Origin of the sequence: Oleiagrimonas sp. (genome assembly GCF_027858935.1) — a bacterium.
Lineage (GTDB): Bacteria > Pseudomonadota > Gammaproteobacteria > Xanthomonadales > Rhodanobacteraceae > Oleiagrimonas.
Genome location: NZ_JAQIBU010000320.1, coordinates 1 through 15026, shown reverse-complemented (window position 1 = coordinate 15026; position 15026 = coordinate 1). Strand labels below are relative to the sequence as shown.

Below are 15026 nucleotides of genomic sequence, written 5' to 3'. Positions count from 1 at the left end.
CCGCACGTCACCGTGCGGCTCAAGCAACCTACCCGGGAACAACGCGGGCCGCGTTATCGTTCCCCTATTCGGTCTTGCTCCGGGTGGGGTTTACCGTGCCACGCGGCGTTGTCCCCGCGCGCGGTGCGCTCTTACCGCACCGTTTCACCCTTGCCTGATCCCCTCGCGGGGCCATCGGCGGTCTGCTCTCTGTTGCACTGGCCGTCAGCTCGCGCTGCCCAGGCGTTACCTGGCACCCTGCCCTGCGGAGCCCGGACTTTCCTCGACGCGCACAAGGCGCGACGCGACTGCCCGGCCGACTCCAACATGCAGTTTAGCTGATGTGCGAGGAACCGGGGCCGCAAGCTGCAGTGTACAAACCGGACCCGTGCTTCGAAGACACGTGAAGCGCACGCGCAGTACTCAAATGCGCGCCCCAAAGGGAGTCCTTCCGCACCGATGCTGCGCTGTGAAAACCCTGCCCGACCCAGCCCTTTGCGCCACTGGGAAAAAACCCAGGACAGCATGGACGAACTCGAACCCCCCCATGGCGCGAATTCCCCTATGTGCTCGTTGGGGTGGTGCCCGGCAACGAGCGACCCTGTGCATCTGCACGAAAGCCGTCAGGATGGGCACAGTGACCCATGCATGACCTGGGAAAACGCCACGGCCAATGCTATCCCCGGTCCTCATACAGCGCCTTCCTCGGCGCCCCGCTGATCGATGCTGCCAACTTCGCGGCTCGAGAAGGGGGCAGCTCCGCGCTGAGCAGGGCGAACAGGCGACGGCCCTCGCTCAGTCGCGCCTCGGCAGGATCGGCGCTTCCGGCCACCAGGAGCACGCACTCGCCGCGCTGCTGGTCTGGATCCGCGGCAACACGCCGGGCCAGTTCCACCAGCGGCCGATCAAGCACGGTCTCGAACATTTTGGTCAGCTCACGCGCCAGCACCGCCTCGCGCTGGTCGCCGAACGACTCGCGCATCGCATCCAGCGTCGCCGCCACGCGGCGCGGTGATTCATAGAAGATCATGGTGCGCGTCTCGCCAGCCAGTTCGGCCAGGCGTGCGCGTCGCGCACTGGCTTTGGCCGGCAAAAAGCCCTCGAACACGAAACGATCGCTGGGCAGACCGCCAACCGAAAGCGCCGCGATGGCGGCGCAAGGTCCCGGCAAGGGCACCACGCGGATACCCGCCGCGCGGGCCGCTCGAACCAGACGGTAGCCGGGATCGCTGATCAGGGGTGTTCCGGCATCGGAAATCAACGCGATGTCATCCCCCTGCTGCAGTTGCCGCACAAGGCCATCCACCACCGCGTCCTCATTGTGTTCGTGCAGGGCTGTAAGCGGCGTGTCGATACCCAGATGGGTTAGCAACGGGCGACTGTGACGGGTGTCCTCGGCGGCAATTCGCGTGACATCCTGCAATACCTGGATCGCGCGCAGGGTGATGTCATCTCGATTGCCAATGGGCGTTGCGACAATGAACAGGGTGGCAGACGGATGATGCATGTTCGGGACGGATTCGGGAATCATCGGCTATCATCGCGCAAATCGCTTCGCAATGATGTTCAAGGAACGCGCATGCGCATGATCCGTGCTCTGGGCCTGCTTGCCCTGATGACGCTCGCTGGCTGTGCCACGGTCAGCGGTCCGGCTTCACCACAGAACAAGGCATCGACACATGCTGCCGCGCTCGCCCAACAGGGCCAGTTCGACCAGGCCGCCCAGGCCTACATGCAGCTGGCCGCGCAGCATCCACAGTCGCGCGACTACTACCGTCTGCGTGCCGCCGAGACCTGGCGCGAGGAAGGAAACCTGAACCAGGTGACCCAGGTGCTGGCGCAAATCAACCGCAGCAACCTCTCACCGCATGACCAGCACATCGTCGACCTGCTGCAGGCCCAGATCTCGCTCAACAAGGGTGACTATGCGCGAGCCCTGGCGCTGACCTCGGGATCGGTGGACGCGCTTTCGCCCAATATTCAGCAGCGCACGCTCGAGTTGCGCGCACAGGCCCAGGCCGCCAGTGGCATGTACTATCCCGCGGCCATGACCCGCCAGCAGATGGACGACCAGCTGCAAGGCATGGACAAGGCCCAGAATGAGCGTGAAATCGTGCAATTGCTGGGCCAGCTGGGCGTGAATGATCTCAAGCAGCGCCGCAGCACGCTGGCCGCCGACAGCCCGATGCAAACATGGATCCAGCGTGCGCTGGGCCAGTTGGGTGTCGCCGTGGCGCTGGACATGCCCCCGGCCAACCAGCCCGTGGGCACCCTGATGCCGGGCCAGGCCCAGGGCCAGGGTTGGCAGAACCCTGGTTCCGTAGCCCTGCTGCTGCCGATGACCGGTTCGCTGGGCAACGCGACGCGGCTGATCCGCGAAGGTTTCTTCGCCTCCTATTTCAACGACCATGCCGGTGAGGGACAGCGTCCGCCGGTAAAGGTATATGACAGCGGCGGCACCCCGCAGCAGGCTATCGCCGCCTACCAGCAGGCGGTCGCAGCTGGCGCCAAACTGGTCATCGGTCCGCTGACCCGAGAGGACGTGCGCGCCGTGATCACGCAGGCCTCCCTGCCGGTGCCGGTGCTGGCCTTGAACCATCCGGACATCAATACCGTACCGCCCCCCAACGTCAACGAATTTGGCCTGATGCCGGAAACCGAAGGCGCCGAGGCGGCCCAGCGTATGCTGGCACAGGGACTGACCCGCGCCGACGTGGTGGTGTCGAGCGAAGATTTCGCCCAGCGCGCAAGTCAGGCGTTCATACGCCACTTCACGGCCGGCGGCGGCCAGATCATCGGCAACCTGACCCTCGATCCGTCGGTGATCAACTATGCCGCCCAGATCAGCACCATCGCACCTGCCCCTCCGCCCAAGAACATCGACACCGACAAGAAGGCCGCCGCGAAATACGTCAAGGGTCTTGCCGCCCAGCAGGCTGGCAGCGGCATCTTCATCAGCATGCGGCCTCCGCAGGCACGCATGGTGCTGCCCCAGTTGCGTCTGGCGCAGCTCAAGCAGCCGGTGTTCGCCACCTCGCATGTCTATGACGGCTACGATAATCCCGACAGTGACCGCGATCTCGATGGCGTGACCTTCTGTGACATCCCGTGGCTGTTCGACACCCAGCCGGGCCTGCCCTCACGCAACGCCATCGCCAATCTGTTGCCTCGCACCAGCGGTTCCGGAGCCCGGCTGTTCGCCTTCGGCATGGACGCATGGACGCTGGCGCCCTATCTCGACTGGCTGCGCACGCACCCGGGAAGCTATGTACCCGGAGCGACCGGCCAGTTGGTCGAGGACGACTTCGGCCGCATCCAGCGCAACCTGACCTGGGCCACCTTCAAAAACGGTCTCGCCCGCCCGGTCTCGGGCAGCCTGGACCTGAGCGCGCCCATCGACCAGCCCATGCAACCGACGCAACCGGCTGCCGCCGCCTCGAGCGCCGGAGCAGGCACGCCAGCGGCTGTGCAAGGCCACTGATGGGCGGTACCGGCGACGTCTTCGAGGACCGCGCCCTGGCACACCTTGAGCGCGCTGGCCTGACACTGTTGGAGCGAAACTTTCGCACCCGCTTCGGCGAGCTGGACCTGATCATGCGCGACGGTGCCACACTGGTCTTCGTGGAAGTGCGTTATCGGCGAAGCCGCAGCCACGGTGGCGCAGCCATGTCGGTCACCGCGCGCAAGCGCGAGCGACTGACACGCGCTGCGGAAGGCTACCTCGCCGCCCATCCAGCGCACGCCAGCCGGGCTTGCCGTTTCGACGTGATCGCGTTCGAGGGTCCACCCGAAGAAGCCTCCGTGGACTGGCAGCGCGCTGCCTTCGACGCTCACTCCTGAGATGACGCTGACCGTAGCCTTCCTTGACGCCTTGCGCGACATGTTCGATCCCGAATCCGTGTACCTGGGCAAGGCCGAACGCCTGGCCTATGGCTACGACAACTCGCGCCGCCATGCCCTGCCTGAGGCGGTGGTCCAGGTGACCACTCACGAGATGGCCGTGGCACTGGTCCGGCTGTGCCGCGCGCACTGCGTGCCGCTGGTCGCGCGCGGACGCGGCAGCAACACCACCGGCGCCACGGTGCCGGTAGCCGGCGGGGTCGTGGCCAGCTTCGAACGCATGAATCGCATCCTGCGGATCGACCCGGATAACCGCCTTGCGGTGGTAGAGCCGGGCGTGATCAACGGCGATCTTCAGACCGCCCTGGCAGCGCATGGTTTCTTCTGGCCGCCGGATCCGACCTCGGCACCCTGGTGCAGCGTAGGTGGCAACCTGGCCTGCAATGCGGGCGGCCCGCGTACGGTCAAATATGGCAGTCCGCGCGAAAACACCCTGGGCCTGAGGGCCGTAGCCGGCAGCGGCGAGGATTTCCGATGCGGAACCCGGACCAGCAAGGGCTCCACGGGTTACGACCTCACTCGCCTGCTGATCGGCTCGGAGGGCACCCTGGCCCTGATCACAGAGGCCACCCTGAAGCTGGTGCCCAAGCCCACGGCGTTGCGAACCCTGCGCGCCACGTACGCCAATGTCGAAGCCGCCGCGCGTGCGGTGGCGCGCGTCATGGCACAGCCGGTCACGCCCTGCGCGGTGGAATTCATGGATGCCACTGCGCTCAAGCTGGCACGCAGTCATGCCGGCGACGACGTGCCCGAAGCCGGGGCAATGCTGATGCTGGAGGTCGACGGCGAGCCCGACGCCATCAACGCTGCTGTGGCTGCCGTATTGTGGGCAGCACGCGGAGACGGCCTGCTGGAGCTGCGGGCTGCGGCCGATGCACGGGAAGCAAGATCGCTATGGGCTGCGCGCAAGGCACTGTCACCGGCCCAGCGGACACTGTCCGTGCACAAAATCAACGAGGACGTAGTGGTGCCGGTCAGCCGACTGCCGGAACTGGTGACTGCCATTGAAAAACTGGCGATCAGGCACAGGTTGCCGATCGTCAGCTTCGGTCACGCAGGCAACGGCAACCTGCATGTGAACCTGCTGCCACGCGACGAGGCCGAACTGGACCGCTCCGAGGCCTGCTTGCGCGAACTGTTCGAGCAGGTCGTCGCCCTCGAGGGTACGTTGTCGGGCGAACATGGCATCGGCCTGGCCAAGCGGGACTTCATGCCGCTGGCGTTGGGCAGCCACACACTGGACCTGATGCATGGCATCAAGCAGGTCTTCGACCCGGACGGCATTCTCAATCCGGGCAAGCTCCTGCCTTGTGAAAATGCCGGGAAGCGCGTCACTGAATAGAGGGGATGGTGACGACTTCCCGGCAGGGGAAACTCCAAAGGATCAGTGCTGGAAAGTCGTGCGAAGGTAGGCAATCACATTCTTGATGTCGGTCTGCGTCAGGCTCGAGTTGCCACCCTTCGGCGGCATCGCGATGGGCGGAGGCGGATTGCCCCCGTGGTAGCCGTTTGTGATGCGCTGTTCCAGTACCGTTTCCGGCAGGGTCAGTACGCCATGCGGGTTATTGAAGTCGGGCATCCCGGGCAGCATCCCCTTGCCGTTGGCACCATGGCAGGAAATGCAGGTCTGATGGAACACTGCCGAACCCTTGGCGACGCTGTTGGCAGGGACCACATCTGCGGACCAGGCACTCTGTACGGCGGGCAGCATGAGCCCGAGCAGCAGTACCGTCATCCAGTGTGAGCGTTTCATGATGAGACTCCAGGATCTTCCAGTGGCATCCGCGCGGACTGTGCGGAGCCGATGGGAGAAGCGTACGCAAGGTCCCCCCGGCCCCAATTGACCCAGATCAAAACAGTCCGGCAGATTCAACAACTGCGTCCTAATGCCACATCTTGCAGCGGGTGTCCCAAAAGCATCCGCGCAGGCTGACAGTTTTTTCGCCCCTGCAGGAAAGGCCGATATCTGAGCGATTTGCGCGCCTGCGCGAACGCGTGGCATGGAGATGGGCCGGGATCCTGACGTGCCTCGACAGCTTGCCGGTCGACGCGCTGTTCCTCTACTCTGCCTTGGCTTGATGGCCTGGGGCATTCCCGTGGCCGCGCACGGGGAACGCCACATGCTGAAACTGCGCCTGACCGTCATGAACTTCCTGCAGTTCTACATCTGGGGTGCATGGCTGTTGACCATCGGCACCTGGTGGTTCCACACCCGCCACTGGTCGGGTACCAGCTTTGGTGCGATCTTCTCGACCATGGGCATCGCTTCGCTGTTCATGCCCTCCATCGCCGGCATCATCGCCGACAAATGGATCAACGCCGAGCGCCTGTACGGGGTACTGCAGATCCTCGGCGCGATTGTGCTGTTCTGGGTGCCGCTGGTGCACGAGCCCAAGTGGATGTTCTGGGTCATGTTGCTCAACATGGCTTTTTACATGCCCACCATTTCGCTCTCCATCGCGGTCGCCTACAACGCACTGAAGAACGACGGTCAGGACGTGGTTTCGGCATTTCCGCCGATCCGGGTGTGGGGCACCATCGGCTTCATCGCCGCCACATGGACGGTCAGCCTGATGGGCTTCGAGTCTTCGCCGGCGCAATTCCGCGTCGCTGCGGCGGCCTCGCTGTTGCTGGGGCTGTATGCGTTCACGCTGCCGCCGTGCCGGCCCAAACTCAATGCCGAGGACAGCCGCTCGCTGGCAGATCGCCTGGGGCTGACTTCATTCGTGCTGTTCAAGAACCGCAACATGGCGGTGTTCTTCATCTTTGCCATGCTGCTTGGCGCAGCGCTGCAGCTGACCAACGCCTATGGCGACACTTTCCTCAAGGACTTCGCCAAGATCCCGGCCTACGCCAACCTGCTGCCTGTCAAGTATTCGGCGATCATCATTTCCATCTCGCAGTTCTCAGAAACCGCATTCATCCTGACTATTCCGTTTTTCCTCAAGCGCTTCGGCATCAAGGCAGTGATGACCATGAGCATGCTGGCCTGGGTGTTGCGCTTTGGCCTGTTTGCGTTCGGCAACCCGGCTGGCGGCCTGTGGATGATCGTGCTCTCGTGCATCATCTACGGCATGGCCTTCGACTTCTTCAACATCTCCGGATCGCTGTTCGTGGAAAGTGAGGCCGACCCGCGCATCCGCGCCAGCGCGCAGGGGCTTTTCATGTTCATGACCAATGGCGTGGGTGCGGTACTCGGCAGCCTGATTGCCGGATTCACGATCGATCACTTGTTCACCAACCACGCCTGCAACGAAACCGTGTCCATCTGCAAGAACTGGCACGGTATCTGGTTGGCCTTTGCCGGCTATGCCCTGGTCATGGCGATCCTGTTCATGCCGCTGTTCAAACGTCAGCGTATGCGTGCCGATCCCGCATCCTTGCCGCAACAGGCCTGAAACCACATGCAGCAGGAAGTCGTCGTCGTCGGCAGCTACAACCAGGACCATGCGTGGCGTGTGGACCGCTTTCCGCAGGCCGGCGAAACACGACGCGGATCGGGTTTTTCCACCGGACCCGGCGGCAAGGGTTTCAATCAGGCCGTGGCCTGCGCGCGTCAGCAGGTCGGCACCGCCTTTCTCGGCGCACACGGACACGATGCATCGGGGCTGGACGCGGAGCGCCAAGCTCGGGCCGAGGGACTGGCCGACCGCTGGCTGCTGCTCGAAGACGTGCCCACCGGCACCGCCGCGATCCTGGTCGACGACCAGGGGCAGAACCAGATCATTGTCGACCTTGCGGCCAATGAACGGCTGGACCCGGATTTCCTGCACCTGAACGTCGATGTGTTTACTGGCGCGAAAGTGCTGCTGACGCAAATGGAAAACAACGCCAGCGCCATACACGCTGCGCTGAAGCTGGGCCACGAACACGGCCTGACCTGCCTGCTGAACCCGGCCCCGGTGCATCCGGATCTCGATCCCGCCGTGCTTGAGCTGGTCGACGTGCTGTTGCCCAACGAAAGCGAGTTCGCGCAGCTTTGCCAGCGATGCCTCGAGGAGCCCATCGAGGCCGAACGCGTGGTGCAGCTGGACAACGCCACACTGCATGCCCTGGCGCGCCGCCTGTGCCGCGGAACCGTGGTGATCACCCTGGGACGGCACGGTGCCCTGGTCTCGCATGGCCAAGCACGCCGGGGCGACCGTGAAGCGACCTACCGCATGCAGGCCGAAACCGTCCACAGCATCGACACCAGCGGTGCCGGCGATGCATTCTGCGGCTCCCTCGCCGCTGGCCTGGTGCTTTTTGCCGACAGTCCGTTCACCGCAGCCGTGCGCCATGCCGGCCGTGTCGCGGCGCTGTCCACGGAGCGCCGCGGCACCACCCACGCCATGCCGCACCACGTCGAAGTGACTGCGCGCTTCGGATAAACCGCCGGCAAGCTCCGGCGCCTGCCGGCAGGGGCCGTTGATCGTCCAGGACAGGCCTGCGCAGAAGGTGGTGAAGTGGTGCAGGCCCCGCTTTCAGAAGCGCAGGAGACGGGATGCGGCAGGAAAGCTCAAGACGTGGCGAACTCTCCAGGGCTTGCTTCTACCGGCTGTTCACGCCCCGCCCTCTCCGGCACAGGTGGGCCTTGCCGTGTGTTCTGGGATCCGCGCGAATCGACCCGGCCTTCATGCACCTCCCCGGACAGTCCGCATGCCTGTGCACACCTTTTCGCCGCGCGCACTGCAGCCCGGCGCGACCTCGGGCGGGCGGACCGGTACACTATGCGTCCCATGCGTATCGGTCCGTTCACAATCGACCCGCCGGTGGTGCTGGCCCCGATGGCCGGGGTCACCGACAAGCCCTTCCGGCTGCTGTGCAAGCGCATGGGCGCAGGCTTGGCCGTGTCCGAGATGACCACCGCCGATCCGCGCCTGTGGCACACCTCCAAATCACGCCTGCGCATGGACCATACCGGCGAACCGGAGCCCGTCGCGGTGCAGATCGCCGGCTACGATCCGCGGATGCTGGCCGAAGCCGCACGCTTCAACGTTGACCACGGCGCACAGATCATCGACATCAACATGGGCTGTCCGGCGAAGAAGGTGTGCAACGTGTGGTCCGGCTCGGCGCTGCTGCAGGACGAGCCGCTGGTCGCGCGCATCTGCCAGGCCGTGGTGGAGGCCGTGGACGTGCCGGTGACCTTGAAGATCCGCACTGGCTGGGATCGCGAGCACAAGAATGCGCTGGTCATTGCACGCATCGCCGAGGATGCCGGCATCGCCGCGCTGGCAGTACATGGGCGCACCCGCGCCGACAAGTACCAGGGCGAAGCCGAATACGCGACCATCGCCGCGGTCAAGCAGTCGGTCTGCATCCCGGTGTTCGCCAATGGCGATGTCACCTCGCCCGAACGCGCCAGCCACGTGCTTGAGGTTACCGGCGCCGACGCGCTGATGATCGGCCGCGGAGCGCAGGGCCGGCCGTGGATCTTCCGCGAGATCGCACACTACCTGGCCACCGGGGAGACGCTGCCCGAACCCGGCCCCAACGAAGTCTGCGCGATCCTGTGCCAGCACCTCGAACACCTGTACGCCTTCTATGGTGAACCCATGGGCGTGCGCATCGCGCGCAAGCACCTGGGCTGGTACGCCAAGGACCGCCCGCAAAACGCTGCCTTCCGCTCTGTGGTCAACCACGCCGAGCGCGCGACCGAGCAGCTGCGTCTGACCCGGGACTATTTCACACGCCTGGCCTGTGACGCCCTGGCGGCTTGACGCGAATTCTCGATATCAGCGTCATCCGGGTACGCTTGCGGACCACCACGACACCCGCCAGTGGAACAAGGTGGCCGCCATCGAGTTTCCACAACCCGACCAGCCAGTTGTCGCCCTCCCGCCACCCGATATGCCCGTGGCCGATGCGGCCCAAGAGCAGCTTGCCCTCGATCAACATCGGGAAATAGGTCGCCTCCGATCCGTAGCCATCCAGACTTGCGTAGGACAGGCCGGCAAGCTCGGGCAAGCGGCGGACTGACTTGGCATGCCGGGCCAACCTGCGCATGCGCCGATAGCGGGCCCGCTGCTGGGTGGTCCGCAGGATGCCGCCGGTCAAGCTTGCGGGCAATGGACGTGCGTCGTAACGCATCGCGTCACGCAGCGCCTGGCTACGTACCTTTGCGCAGAGCGATTTGGCGTCACAGGAGAAGAAATCCACGATCAACTTGTAGTCGTATCGCACCCGGATGGCCGTCGGTCGGCCCCACCGCGAACCGCCCCAGACCTGCAATTCAAGATCTGTTGCTGTATCGAGTATTGCGTTCGTTTCCGAAATCGCCACGACGCGCTGGGCAAGCCGTGCGATGGACCCATGCCTGTTCCAGCACGTATCCCTAAACACCTCCGGGACTGGAACGGGATGCAGCACTGCGTCCTCTCCCAATAAGAACATGGTCCAGTTCTGGCAGTCCATGGTGCCTTCGACCGTGTCGGCCACGACAAACCCGGCATGCGGGAGACGGGCAAAGTTCACAGGTGCCCCGGGACTCCACAAAAGACCCAAATCCCGCAGGACATGGTTGATGTCAGCCGATGACTTCGTGGGCAGTGCCGCGATAAACGCCGACTTTCCGCTCAATACACGCCATATGGGCCAATCGAACGGGCCGGCTTGTTTACGCAGCGCCGTGACGACATCCTCACCGTTCGCGGGCAATGATTGGACTTCGGCCACCAATGCATGTGCGACCGAATCCCCGAACCTGGACGTCGCTACCGCATTCAGCCCTGCAAGAAAATCGATTCGGTTTTGATACATCCTGCCGATTGCCTGCGGGGCATACGCACTCCTCCCTGGATCGGAAAGAAAGGACCATGCCCGGTCCAGAAATCCCCTGTGCCACAAGGCCTGGTCACGCCGCAAGATTTCAGCATCGACACCGTAAACATGCCGTTCACGCGCCAGCTGCACCGACATTTCGTGATCAAGCCTGCGCAGTTCCAAGTGCGTGCATATCATTTTCTGAACCGCATCGCGGGATGCCTTGCAATCCATCCCGGCAGCATGGAGCGCGCTGGAAGCGAGCAGTAAGAGGCCCGTCACGCAAAAACGCCAGATCATTCTTGGTTCTCCATTCCATGCCAATCCGGGACCGTTGCAGCATGCAGTCCCGTTCAGTCCAAAAGATGGACCCATCATGACCCTTTCATGATGATCTTTCGTAACACCCGATCCTGTCCATCATGACTCGGGTGATGAGCGCACCTGGCTACACCATCAAGCCTGAGCCCATGTGCAGCCTCTGCCTGAAGCGCGCCTCCCGACGCGCTAAGCTGGCTCGAGCACGACGCACCACCTCGCCCGCCGACAACCCAGGGAACCCCGGATGATCCAGCGAATACTGCGCACGATCCTGCTCCCCCTCGCCCTGCTTGGATGCAGTGCCGCTCACGCGACCGCACCCGCCACGGCTTCGTCCAGCGCAACCTCGTCCCGGCCGCTGGTGGTCGGGGTCAAGGTTGCACCGCCGTTCGTGATCGCCGACGGCGATCACTACCGCGGTCTGTCCATCGACCTGTGGCAGGAAGCCGCCGCCGATCATGGATGGCACTACACCTACAAGGCCTACGACCTCGACAATCTGCTCAACGCCGTACAGCACGGCAAGGTGGACGTGGCCCTGGGTGCCATCACCGCCACCGCCGAGCGCGAGAAACGCATGGACTTCGCGCACCCGATCACCAGCTCAGGCCTGGGCGTGGCGGTGCGCAACGAAGGTGGCTCCGGCTGGCTGGCCGTGGCGCAGGCGCTGATCTCGCCGGCATTCCTCAGCGTCATCGGCACGCTGGTCCTGCTGCTGCTGGTGGTGGGCCTGCTGGTGTGGGCGCTGGAACGCAAACGCAATCCGGAGCAGTTCGGCGGCAGCAAGACCGAGGGCATCTTTTCCGGCTTCTGGTGGGCCATGGTCACGATGACCACGGTCGGCTACGGCGACCTCGCCCCACGCAGCGTGCCCGGTCGCATCCTGGGCATGGTGTGGATGCTGGCGGCGCTGATCGTGGTGTCGTTCTTCACGGCCTCCATCACCAGCGCGCTGACCGTGGGCCAGCTCAGCAACCGCATCACCACCGCTGACGATCTGGGCCACGTGCGCGTGGTCAGCATCGCCGGCAGCACCAGCGGCAACTGGCTCGAACGCAACCACGACAACTACGTGCATGCCGATTCGCTGCACGAGGCGTTGAGCATGCTGGCCGATGGCAAGGCAGACGCCGTAGTCTACGACGCCCCGCTGCTGCGCTGGCAGATCCACCGCAACTACAGCGGCCTGCGCGTGCTGCCGTTGCGCCTGGAACGCCAGGACTACGCCTTCGCCCTGCCCAATGGCAGTCCGTTGCGCGAGCAGCTGGATACCTCATTGCTCCAGCGCATCAACGCCCCTGACTGGCCCCAGCGCCTGAAAAAGTACTTTGGCAATGACTGAAGGTGTGCACTGCACACCTGCGCCCGTGCGGCGATGGTCACCACTCGCGGATGCGCTGCGCTTATCCGGGCTACGGCTCTGCACTCGTGCGGCGATCGACACATCCCCCGGATGCGCTGCGCTTATCCGGGCTACGGCTCTGCGCTCGTGCGGCGATCGACACCACTCCCGGATGCGCTGCGCTTATCCGGGCTACGACTCTGTGCTCGTGCGGCGATGGTCACCTCCCCCCGGATGCGCTGCGCTTATCCGGGCTACGGCTCTGTGCTCGTGCGGCGATGGTCACCTCCCCCCGGATGCGCTTCGCTTATCCGGGCTACGACTCTGTGCTCGTGCGGCGATCGACACCTCCCCCCGGATGCGCTTCGCTTATCCGGGCTACGACTCTGTGTTCGTGCGGCGATCGACACCTCCCCCCCGGATGAGCTGCGCTTATCCGGGCTACGGCTCTGCGCTCGCTCGACCGGCAGATGCAAAGCCGGAAGGCCCGGTGTATCATGGCCAACTTCTTTCATCTTTCTATCCGCAAGGAAGGATATAGTCCTCGATGAGCAGCTACCTTTTCACCTCCGAATCGGTCTCCGAAGGCCATCCGGACAAGATTGCCGACCAGATCTCCGATGCCGTACTGGATGCCATCCTGGCCCAGGACCCGCGCGCCCGCGTGGCCTGCGAGACCATGGTCAAGACCGGCGTGGCCATTGTCTCCGGCGAAATCACCACCAACGCCTGGGTCGATATCGAGGATCTGACCCGCAGGGTCATCGTGGACATCGGCTACAACTCCTCCGATGTCGGTTTTGACGGCGCCACCTGCGGCGTGATGAACCTGATCGGCAAGCAGTCGCCGGACATCAACCGCGGCGTGGATCGCAAGAAACCCGAGGAGCAGGGCGCTGGTGACCAGGGCCTGATGTTCGGCTATGCCTGCAACGAGACCCGCGAGCTGATGCCCGCGCCGATCTACTACGCGCATCGCCTGGTCGAGCAGCAGGCAAGGATCCGCAAGCAGAAGAACAGCCCGCTTGCGTGGCTGCGCCCGGACGCCAAGAGTCAGGTCACCCTGCGCTACGACGACGGAAAAATCGCCGGCATCGACGCCGTGGTGCTGTCCACGCAGCATGATCCGGGCATCAAGCACAAGGACATCCTCGAGGGCGTGCACGAGCACATCCTCAAGCCGGTGCTGCCGAAAGCCTGGCTGGAAGCGCTGCCCAAGTCCAAGATCCACATCAACCCGACCGGCCAGTTCATCATCGGCGGTCCAGTGGGCGACTGCGGCCTGACCGGCCGCAAGATCATCGTCGACACCTACGGTGGCATGGCCCGCCACGGTGGCGGCGCGTTCTCCGGCAAGGATCCGTCCAAGGTCGACCGCTCGGCTGCCTACGCCGCGCGCTACGTGGCCAAGAACATCGTCGCCGCCGGCATCGCCGACAAGTGCGAGGTGCAGGTCAGCTACGCCATCGGCGTGGCCCGCCCGACCTCCATCTCGGTCACCACCTTCGGTACCGGCAAGATTGACGACGAAAAGATCGAGGCCATCATCGAGGACCATTTCGACCTGCGGCCTTTCGGCATTCTCAAGATGCTCGACCTGATCCATCCCATGTATCAGCGTACCGCCAGCAACGGGCACTTCGGCCGCAAGCCGGTGGCCAAGGCCAGCTACCACTACGAAACCCTGGATAAAGGCCGCAAGGTCAAGCACAAGGTGGGACCGTTCGAGGCGTTCCCGTGGGAGAAGACGGACCGTGCGGAGGAGCTGCGCAAGGCGGCGAAGCTCAAGTAACGACTCGCTCCAAGGCACAGGAAATCGATAAACGGGCTGCTTCGTGCAGCCCGTTTTTTTTCATGTATTCAATGGACTATGGAAGCATGCCGCCACCACGCAGGTTGGGCGAACGAAGGAAGCCCTACAATCACCCGTGGAAGAAAGACATCCATGCACTTGCGCTGATCCAACACCGCGTGTGGCACCCATTGATTGATGGTCAATCTGGCCCGACGAAACCCGAATCTGCAGGTTCACGGCATCGAAGTCACGCGCGAAGTCACGCATGGTGTCAGGGCAAGGCACCGGCTCTCGCGTCCAGGCCATGGTCGTGGTCCCGGAGCACCTGCAGGCGTTATGGCGAGTGTGGCAAGGGGATACGGAGTTACTTCTCCGCTGATTCCTGATCAAGGGACATCCTTCGCAATGATTGGCCAGGACGAAACACATCCGATTCAGCCGCGCCATCAAGCGCGAGCGCGGCATCGGTCATCGACGCTGTCGGGAGCATCAAATCCGTGCTCAAGAGGATTTCATGCTGCGTGTCGATTGCAATCACGGGGACCGATCCTGCCCCGGTAGAACGAATGAACCTGGCCCGATTGCCGGACCAGGTTCAAACACGCCCCCCATGGACAGTTACCGGGTCTTTGCGATGGGCAAGCCGATATACGTGGCGTGCGCCGGCGTATGGTAAATGCGCTGTACGGCTTTGACGTAGTCCGAAGGCTTGGCCTTGAAGATATTCTTGACGAAGGTCTGCGGATTGCGGTCGTACAGCGGAAACCAGCTGGACTGGATCTGCACCATGATGCGGTGCCCCGGAAGGAACACGTGGTCGGCCGCAGGCAAGGCGAAGCGGTAGACCAGCGGCTTGTTGGGCGTAAGGGCCGATGGATGCGCAAGGCTCTTGCGGAATCGGCCCCGGAAGATGTCCATGGCCACGGCCAGCTGGTAACCGCTCAT

13 protein-coding genes and 1 other RNA gene are annotated in these 15026 nt (G+C 63.9%); 8 read left to right on the top strand and 6 right to left on the bottom strand.

Going from position 1 to position 15026, the window contains the following annotated elements; translation table 11 throughout:
• Positions 1–303: RNase P RNA component class A (gene rnpB / locus PF446_RS12105), an RNA gene on the bottom strand; the annotation flags it as partial.
• Between the two features lie 352 nt (positions 304–655).
• Positions 656–1510: a 16S rRNA (cytidine(1402)-2'-O)-methyltransferase gene (rsmI, locus tag PF446_RS12100; RefSeq protein WP_298071941.1), complete on the bottom strand. Its 855-nt coding sequence runs from the start codon at positions 1508–1510 to the stop codon at positions 656–658.
• Positions 1511–1558: 48 nt separating this feature from the next.
• Here rsmI and PF446_RS12095 point away from each other — a divergent pair, with 48 nt between their 5' ends.
• From PF446_RS12095 to PF446_RS12085, 3 genes are read left to right on the top strand one after another with little or no spacing between them, the layout of a single operon-like run.
• Positions 1559–3460 (top strand): penicillin-binding protein activator, encoded by a 1902-nt coding sequence (locus PF446_RS12095; RefSeq protein ID WP_298071939.1) that lies wholly within the window; start codon positions 1559–1561, stop codon positions 3458–3460.
• Positions 3460–3819 carry a YraN family protein gene (locus tag PF446_RS12090; RefSeq protein WP_298071937.1) on the top strand — a complete coding sequence of 120 codons (360 nt, stop codon included), beginning with the start codon at positions 3460–3462 and terminating at the stop codon, positions 3817–3819. The genes PF446_RS12095 and PF446_RS12090 overlap by 1 nt, the downstream gene beginning before the upstream one ends.
• 1 nt (position 3820) lies before the next feature.
• Positions 3821–5221: an FAD-linked oxidase C-terminal domain-containing protein gene (locus tag PF446_RS12085; protein ID WP_298071934.1), complete on the top strand. Its 1401-nt coding sequence runs from the start codon at positions 3821–3823 to the stop codon at positions 5219–5221.
• A gap of 42 nt (positions 5222–5263) precedes the next feature.
• Here the strand turns inward: PF446_RS12085 and PF446_RS12080 are convergent, their stop codons facing one another.
• Entirely contained in the window at positions 5264–5632 is a 369-nt protein-coding gene (locus PF446_RS12080; RefSeq protein WP_298071932.1) for a cytochrome c, read from the bottom strand.
• 367 nt (positions 5633–5999) lie between these two features.
• On the opposite strand from PF446_RS12080, the gene PF446_RS12075 reads away from it, so the two are divergent.
• From PF446_RS12075 to dusB, 3 genes are all read left to right on the top strand, one after another.
• Complete coding sequence (locus PF446_RS12075; RefSeq protein ID WP_298071930.1) at positions 6000–7277, top strand: nucleoside permease; 1278 nt, start codon at positions 6000–6002, stop codon at positions 7275–7277.
• Between the two features lie 6 nt (positions 7278–7283).
• Positions 7284–8249 (top strand): ribokinase, encoded by a 966-nt coding sequence (locus PF446_RS12070; RefSeq protein ID WP_298071928.1) that lies wholly within the window; start codon positions 7284–7286, stop codon positions 8247–8249.
• 348 nt (positions 8250–8597) lie between these two features.
• Positions 8598–9581 carry a tRNA dihydrouridine synthase DusB gene (gene dusB / locus PF446_RS12065; protein WP_298071927.1) on the top strand — a complete coding sequence of 328 codons (984 nt, stop codon included), beginning with the start codon at positions 8598–8600 and terminating at the stop codon, positions 9579–9581.
• Here dusB and PF446_RS12060 read toward each other — a convergent pair.
• Positions 9547–10923: a hypothetical protein gene (locus PF446_RS12060; protein ID WP_298071925.1), complete on the bottom strand. Its 1377-nt coding sequence runs from the start codon at positions 10921–10923 to the stop codon at positions 9547–9549. The genes dusB and PF446_RS12060 overlap by 35 nt on opposite strands.
• A 265-nt stretch (positions 10924–11188) precedes the next feature.
• On the opposite strand from PF446_RS12060, the gene PF446_RS12055 reads away from it, so the two are divergent.
• Together PF446_RS12055 and metK are read left to right on the top strand one after the other, a co-directional pair.
• Positions 11189–12286, top strand: a complete 1098-nt coding sequence (locus PF446_RS12055; RefSeq protein WP_298071922.1) for a transporter substrate-binding domain-containing protein — start codon at positions 11189–11191, stop codon at positions 12284–12286.
• Between the two features lie 547 nt (positions 12287–12833).
• Positions 12834–14078, top strand: a complete 1245-nt coding sequence (metK, locus tag PF446_RS12050) for a methionine adenosyltransferase (RefSeq protein ID WP_298071920.1) — start codon at positions 12834–12836, stop codon at positions 14076–14078.
• Between the two features lie 367 nt (positions 14079–14445).
• Here metK and PF446_RS12045 read toward each other — a convergent pair whose 3' ends face one another.
• Positions 14446–14619: a hypothetical protein gene (locus tag PF446_RS12045; protein WP_298071918.1), complete on the bottom strand. Its 174-nt coding sequence runs from the start codon at positions 14617–14619 to the stop codon at positions 14446–14448.
• 80 nt (positions 14620–14699) lie between these two features.
• A partial coding sequence (locus PF446_RS12040) for a CocE/NonD family hydrolase C-terminal non-catalytic domain-containing protein (RefSeq protein WP_298071916.1) occupies positions 14700–15026 on the bottom strand: 327 nt, incomplete at its 5' end.